The organism is Acinetobacter sp. KAM396 (assembly GCF_021602765.1).
GTDB lineage: Bacteria > Pseudomonadota > Gammaproteobacteria > Pseudomonadales > Moraxellaceae > Acinetobacter > Acinetobacter towneri_A.
Genome location: NZ_BPPH01000005.1, coordinates 118,843 through 125,777 on the forward strand (window position 1 = coordinate 118,843; position 6,935 = coordinate 125,777).

At 42.8% G+C, this 6,935-nt stretch carries 5 protein-coding genes and 3 pseudogenes; 2 read left to right on the forward strand and 6 right to left on the reverse strand.

What is annotated here, in order from left to right:
• Positions 1-38 precede the first annotated feature (38 nt).
• From L6C30_RS04925 to L6C30_RS04945, 5 genes and pseudogenes are all read right to left on the reverse strand, one after another.
• Positions 39-1,168, reverse strand: a pseudogene (locus L6C30_RS04925) (MgtC/SapB family protein).
• Positions 1,155-3,530, reverse strand: a complete 2,376-nt coding sequence (locus L6C30_RS04930) for a heavy metal translocating P-type ATPase (RefSeq protein ID WP_019837826.1) — start codon at positions 3,528-3,530, stop codon at positions 1,155-1,157. Before L6C30_RS04930 ends, L6C30_RS04925 begins: the two are co-directional and overlap by 14 nt.
• 11 nt (positions 3,531-3,541) lie before the next feature.
• Positions 3,542-4,191 (reverse strand): annotated as a pseudogene (locus L6C30_RS04935) (isoprenylcysteine carboxylmethyltransferase family protein).
• A 20-nt stretch (positions 4,192-4,211) separates the two neighbouring features.
• Positions 4,212-4,460, reverse strand: a complete 249-nt coding sequence (locus L6C30_RS04940) for a DUF2933 domain-containing protein (RefSeq protein ID WP_004695740.1) — start codon at positions 4,458-4,460, stop codon at positions 4,212-4,214.
• A gap of 26 nt (positions 4,461-4,486) precedes the next feature.
• On the reverse strand, positions 4,487-4,918 hold the full coding sequence (locus tag L6C30_RS04945) for a hypothetical protein (RefSeq protein WP_236162487.1): 432 nt from the start codon (positions 4,916-4,918) through the stop codon (positions 4,487-4,489).
• Between the two features lie 364 nt (positions 4,919-5,282).
• Between L6C30_RS04945 and L6C30_RS04950 the strand changes: the two genes are divergently transcribed.
• The gene (locus L6C30_RS04950; RefSeq protein WP_019837827.1) at positions 5,283-5,663 is read left to right on the forward strand and encodes a copper resistance protein CopC; all 381 of its coding nucleotides are present in this window, start codon (positions 5,283-5,285) and stop codon (positions 5,661-5,663) included.
• Between the two features lie 64 nt (positions 5,664-5,727).
• The gene (locus tag L6C30_RS04955; RefSeq protein ID WP_019837828.1) at positions 5,728-6,609 is read left to right on the forward strand and encodes a copper resistance D family protein; all 882 of its coding nucleotides are present in this window, start codon (positions 5,728-5,730) and stop codon (positions 6,607-6,609) included.
• A 189-nt stretch (positions 6,610-6,798) separates the two neighbouring features.
• Here the strand turns inward: L6C30_RS04955 and L6C30_RS04960 are convergent.
• Positions 6,799-6,935, reverse strand: a pseudogene (locus L6C30_RS04960) (IS6 family transposase); the annotation flags it as partial.

Genomic DNA, 6,935 nt, shown 5'->3' on the forward strand with positions numbered 1-6,935 from the left:
CTCATTTTTTGAACATCTTCCATTTACCCGAGTTGACCTTACATAAAGCTCAAACTGAGAGCCAGAGCTACGCCAGCACCTATCATGGCAATTGTGTAGCCAAATATGATAGCTCGGCCAAACTGTGCCCCCCTGTCATCCATGCAATTGTCGCTTTGCTTAACATGTTGCTCAGTGTGGCCAGCCCTAGCGCGACAGCAGCCACATTTGTTGTTAAGCCTTCAGTACTATGCAGGCGGGCAAGTGAGACTAAAATAGCATCTACGTCTGCTAGCCCAGAAATAGTCGATAATACGAAGATGCCGCTGGTGCCCAACCATTGTTTTGCTGCCGGGACCAAGACTGCCATGACAGCCAGGAAAGCAGCGAAGCTGAATGCTGTCCCAAGATCAAAAGGAGCCATTGCTTCTATTGTTCGATCGTTGTTTTCAGCGCTGGTAATTTGGCGTTGTCTCCACAATGCCATACCCAGCAGAAGGATTCCCGCGATCATCATTGCACCACCAAAAGTGCTTAGCAATGCTGGCTCAATGACGCCTATCAGCACAACCATACGAAAAAACATGATGCCACAGGCAGCCAATGTTCCAGAAATAGCAGCACTGACCATGACGGGGTACTGGCGTGTATAGCGTGCCAGTGCGACAGTTGCAGCTGTAGAAGATGCCAAACCACCCAATAGACCTGTCCAGAATATGCCTCTTTCTGAACCGGTAAGCCGCATGGCAAAATGACCTGCCAGAGAGAGTCCGGCAATCAGGATCACTGCCCACCATAATTGGTAAGGATTTAATGTAGCAAAAGGTCCCAGACCCGTATTGGGTAAGTAGGGTAATATAACGACAGAAAGTACCAGCAACTGCAGGGATGCGGTTAATTCACGATGCTCTATCAAGCGTAGCCAACCGTGTAAGGTTGGCTTGAGATCCAAAAATACAGCGACGATTACAGCCGCGGTTAATGCTAAAGTAACATTACCATGGGATGCATATGCACCTAAAACTAATGTCAACAGCATCGTGATCGTCGTGGTAGCGCTTAGATTACCGGAAAGTTTTGCGGTACGCGCGTAGGACACTGTTAATAATAAGGAAAGCCCTAATACGGCCGCGACCAGCGCCCTGATACATCTGGTGGAAGAAAGGAACTCTCTATCATAACTTTTTATTTCGCAGGCGAAGGGCATTGGTGATGACTGAAGCTGAACTCAAACTCATAGCCAAGGCGGCAATCATCGGTGACAACAACCAACCGGTAAATGGATATAGTACGCCAGCCGCGATAGGGATACCCAAAGCATTGTAAAGGAAAGCAAACATGAGGTTCTGTTTCATGTTGCTGACAGTAGCTTCCGAAAGTGAACGGGCAACAGCAATCCCTCGTAAATCTCCCTTGATCAGCGTAACTTGGGCACTATTCATTGCAACATCAGTCCCGGTTCCCATAGCGATACCGACATCAGCTTTAGCCAAGGCTGGTGCATCATTGATGCCATCACCAGCCATAGCCACGATGCGACCTTCCTTCTGCAATTTGCTGACCAGTTCTAGTTTATCTGCGGGTTTGACTTCGCCATGTACCTCATCAATGCCTAGACGTGCTGCGACTGAACGGGCAGTGGTGAGACCATCTCCTGTTGCCATCACGATACGTAGACCCGCTTCCTTCAGGGTGGCAAGTGCTTCTGGGGTACTTTTTTTGATGGGATCGGATACTGCAAGCAGACCGGCCAATTCACCATTGATGGCTAGATGCATCACACTTGCACCTTCCGAACGCAGCTCTTCGGCTTGCGGAATCAGAGATTGTACCGAGATACCCAATTGCTCCATCAGTGCTGTGTTGCCCAAAGCTAACTGACGATCGCCCACTTGACCTCGAACACCAATCCCTGAGCCCGATTCAAAATTATCTGGTGTTTCAAGAGACAGGCCACGTTCGTGTGCTGCGTTTACAATCGCTTCGGCTAGCGGGTGTTCACTGCCTTGATCAAGACTGGCGGCTAAACGTAATACTTCAGATTCGTCAAAACCTGATGCGGCAACTACACGATCGAATACAGGGCGTCCTTCAGTTAACGTACCTGTTTTATCGATGATTAGTGTGTCAATCTTGCGTAGATTCTCAATGGCTGCTGCATCACGGAACAGCACACCATGAGTAGCACCTTGACCCGTCGCAACCATGATAGACATTGGAGTTGCCAAGCCTAGTGCACAAGGACAGGCAATAATGAGTACTGCCACAGCATTGATTAATGCATAAACCCAGCTTGATTCTTCTGGGCCGAATAGTCCCCATCCAAAGAAGGTAAGCAAGGCAATGGTGACTACAGCCATGACGAACCAACCTGCTACCTGATCAGCCATACGTTGCATTGGTGCTCTCGATCGTTGAGCTTGCGCCACCATCTGTACGATCTGGGATAACATGGTACTTGAACCAATTTTCTCTGAACGCATGATCAATGAACCATTGGTATTCAGGGTAGCTCCAATGACTTTATCGCCGATACGTTTAGTGATAGGTAAAGGTTCACCTGTCAGCATCGATTCATCCACTGAACTACTTCCTTCAGTGATTACACCATCCACAGGAACTTTTTCACCTGGGCGAATTCTGAGTAAATCTCCTACATGAACATGCGTTAGAGGAACATCTTCTTCAGTTCCATCAGGCAGGATTCGGCGAGCTGTTTTAGGAGCGAGCCCAAGGAGTGACTTAATTGCAGCAGAAGTTTGCGAACGTGCTTTTAACTCCAATATTTGTCCCAGTAGGGTCAATGAAATGATGACCGCTGAAGCTTCAAAGTAAACAGCGACACGACCCATGGAAATAAATGAGTCTGGGAAGATTTGCGGTGCAATGGTTGCGACCACACTATAAATAAATGCAGCTCCAGTGCCCAAACCAATCAGCGTCCACATGTTCGGGCTGCGATTCACAACCGATTGCCAACCCCGGGAAAAAAATGGCCAACCTGCCCAAAGTACAATTGGGAGTGACAACACCAGTTCAATCCAGCTCTGAACAGCCATATTGAACAGGTTCATTTGATGACCAAACATCGCCAAAAAAGTCACGATGATGGTCAATGGCAGTGTCCACCAGAAGCGTCGGCGGAAATCACGTAACTCCGGATTCTCATCTTCCTCTAATTCAGGAATGAGTGGCTCCAGTGTCATTCCGCATTTAGGACAGTTTCCAGGATGATCTTGCCTGATTTCTGGATGCATTGGGCATGTATAGATGGTCGTACCTGTTGTGCTTGCCGCATTAACGTGTTGAACAGTCTGATGATGCTGTGTATGTGCATCGGCAGTCGTCGTTGCGGGTTTAGCGATATATTGCACCGGGCTGCTATGAAACTTTGATTGACATTTATCACTGCAAAAAAAGTAAGTTTTCCCCTTAAATTCCTCATGGTATTTCGATTCTTCAGTGACGGTCATACCACAGACTGGGTCTTTCAGTACGTCTGTTGTAGCCTGTGCCATATGGTCCTGGTTATGATTTTTTTGATCTGACATAAATAATTCTCTTATGGAAAAGTGGTTTTATGGCCGAATTTTGGAATAAATCTTGGAGTCTGTTGAGCATAGCTGTCATAGACAGCGCCAAACTGTTTACTCATTTCAGCCTCTTCCTTAATTGCCAAGCGGCTGTACATTAAGAGTAGGATTGGAAACATAATCAGTGTCAGTAAAGTTGGCCATTGCAATAAAAAACCCAGCAAGATCATCACAAAAGCCACGTATTGTGGGTGACGTATACGTGCATAAGGGCCTGTGATCGCTAAAGAATGCTGACGTTGCGCGTTGTACAGCACGTGCCATGACGTTGATAACAGGTAAAATCCATAGCCCAAGAAAACGTAACTGGCGATATGCTAATGCCAAAATGTGGATCACCTTTTTCACCTAATAGCGTTGACCACAAGTGACCTGCATTATGAGAAAGTAAGTCAAGTTGAGGGAAGCGAGTTTGAAGCCAACCAGATAACAGGTAAATGGTTAAAGGAAAACCATACATTTCGACAAATAGAGCAATGATAAAAGCCGAAAAGGCCCCAAATGTACGCCAATCGCGCGCAGTGGAAGGTCTAAAAAAACTGAAAGCGAACATGATAAAAACTGCTGAGTTAATGATAACCAGCGTCCATAAACCATAAGCCGATTCCGCATGATTCATGATGGATCTCCTGATAAGAGCTATTTTTTGTTATCAGATATATCGGATTTTTTTTGCTGCGAGTGGTTATGCCCATGACCACCATGCATAAAAATATGCATCAGTGGACACGCTAAAAGGAATAAATAAGGCAAAGCACCGATAACGTGGGCTAAATGTTCCGTTAATAGAAAATAAGCTGCGATACCACCCAGCACGATTAGACCAATGGCATAACGTGTAGACCAGAAGTTAGGTACTGAATTATTTTCTTGGTGTTGGTGATTCATGGTGCTTTCCCCTAATTCATGGGTAACTATTTAGTTGCTGACGGAGGCATACAGTCCATCATCATCTGCATCATGGATTGCATCATGTCCATACGTTTTTCCATCATCTGCTGACGGTCAGCCATATTTGCATTCATGCTTTGGCTGCCCATCTGTTTCATCATACTCATACCTCCTTGCATGAGTTTCATGTGCTCAGCCATAAGTTTCTGACGTTCTTGTGGGGTTTTTGCAGCCATCATCTTCTCATGCATGGCTTGCATCGCCTTCATGTGTTGATCCATTGCAGCCATTTTGTCTGGATTCATCTTGCCAGTAGTTGTCTTGTTAACAGTGACTGTAGATGAAAGGGTATTTTCTGGGTGATGCGTTTTATGCTCTTCGGGATTTTGAGCTAATGCACCTAAAGAGGCAACGGTTATACAAAGTGTGAGTAAAGTTTGGCGGATATAAGTCATGATATTTTCCTTCCATCAGTTGATCAGCCGATACAACCTTTAAATGAATGAAGCAAACAAATAGAGAGAGGTATTTTTCATTTATTTGCTCCACTCATTCTTTTGATGAAGTTGATCGCTGGTTATGCCACCGGTGTTTTACTTAGGTGGTAGCTGGTTATAGACAATTTTTTTATTTCTATTGAATAATTTTATCACTTGAGTCTATTGATTTTTAAAAATGACAAAAATGTAATTTTGAAGTCATCACTCTGTTTCTGTCTCTCACTAATAATTGAAATATAAGAGGAGATGATGTGGTCTCATTAAATACAGATTTTATAAAGTCATCTCTAATGAACTAACGAATCAAGAGGAAACGTAAATGAAATTATTTCAAAATAAAATGACTGCTCTACGTCATGTTTTAGTAGCTGCAACGATGATTGTGGCTACTACAACTACGTTCGCTCATGTGAGTTTAGTGAGTGCGATTCCTGCGGAAAATGCATCTATCCTTAGTCAACCAAAGAACTTGACCCTTAACTTTGGTGCAGAGGTTATGTTGATGAATATTAAGTTACTGGATGCTCAGCGAAGAGATGTCCCTTTAAAATATGAAGTTACGCATGACTTAAAGAAATCCTTTAATGTCGATCTTCCGAAACTGAAAAAAGGTAAATATACCGTTGTCTGGACAACAATGGGGAAAGATGGCCACAACATGAATGGTGAATATAGTTTCACTATCAAATCGACTAAATAAGAATTGATTACCTTTCAACATGTCAGTGAGGTGCTGGCATGTTGTTCTAGAATGGACAAAAATAATGATTTCTGAATATTGGATGTGGGCCACTTGGTTAACTAAGGTTATTTTATATTTAAGTTTAGCTTTTGTCGTTGGTGGAGCCTTTTGCTATTTTTTACTTAGACAATATCTTGAACTAAAAGAATCGATTCTTAAATATATTACAATTGGCGCTGGATTAGGCCTAATTTCCAGTACCTTGGGATTTTTTATTCTGATTGGTAGTTTTGCCAATACTGGTATTACAGGGATGGTGGACCCCACGTATATTAATATATTGGTTAATACTCCGACGGGGTATATATACGTTCTTCGTTCTATTAGTTTTTCTCTTTTACTTCTTCTCATGGTGGTTAAAGTTAACAGGAACAAAGGTCAGTTTTCTATAATTGAAAGTTCAATATTTTGTGTTTTACTTCTCCCGATTATTTTTAGTTTTTCCCAGCTCGGACATGTCGCTAATTTAACCTTACTTGCTCAAATTTTATTATCAATCCATATTCTAGTTATGTCGTTATGGATGGGGTCTTTATATCCGTTATGGAAAACCAGCCGGGAAATAAGTGGTTTACCTTTAAAAGATCGCATGCATGTATTTGGACGTATTGCTGCTTTCATTGTTGGGATATTAATCGCCTGTGGCGCTAGTGTAGCTCTTCTTTTAATTAAAGATTTTAATACCTTAATCAATACTGCATATGGCTATGGTTTCATGGTTAAATTGTTTTTTGTTATAAGTATTCTACTTTTAGCTGCCTTCAACAAATGGTATTTCACCCCGCGTCTTCAACATCCTAAATTCGCTAAACACCTTAGTCATGCCATTTTATTTGAGATGTTATTAGGTCTATCAATTCTATTAACAACAGGCTATATAACCACTGTCGTGGGTATTGAATAAGAGAATTTCAAAATAAGGGAATTGAGGAAATTTTACATTACTGCATTTATCTTTTGTAGCTGAGCAATAAAGTTTCTACTGGACTGCCAGCTTACGACAATCAGAACAGTAAACTCGCATCATGAGGCATTATACATGGCACTGTTGCAAATAGAGATTTGAGTCGATGATGTTCCCTTTAAAAAGTACTTAGAGACCGAAAACCCTGTTGATTTGACACACTTCACCCTGAGGCTGACCATAATAAAATGACGATGCTTGTCCTTTACGTAGTGCACGCATGACTTCAATACCTTTAATTGTGGCATAAGCCGTCTTCATAGATT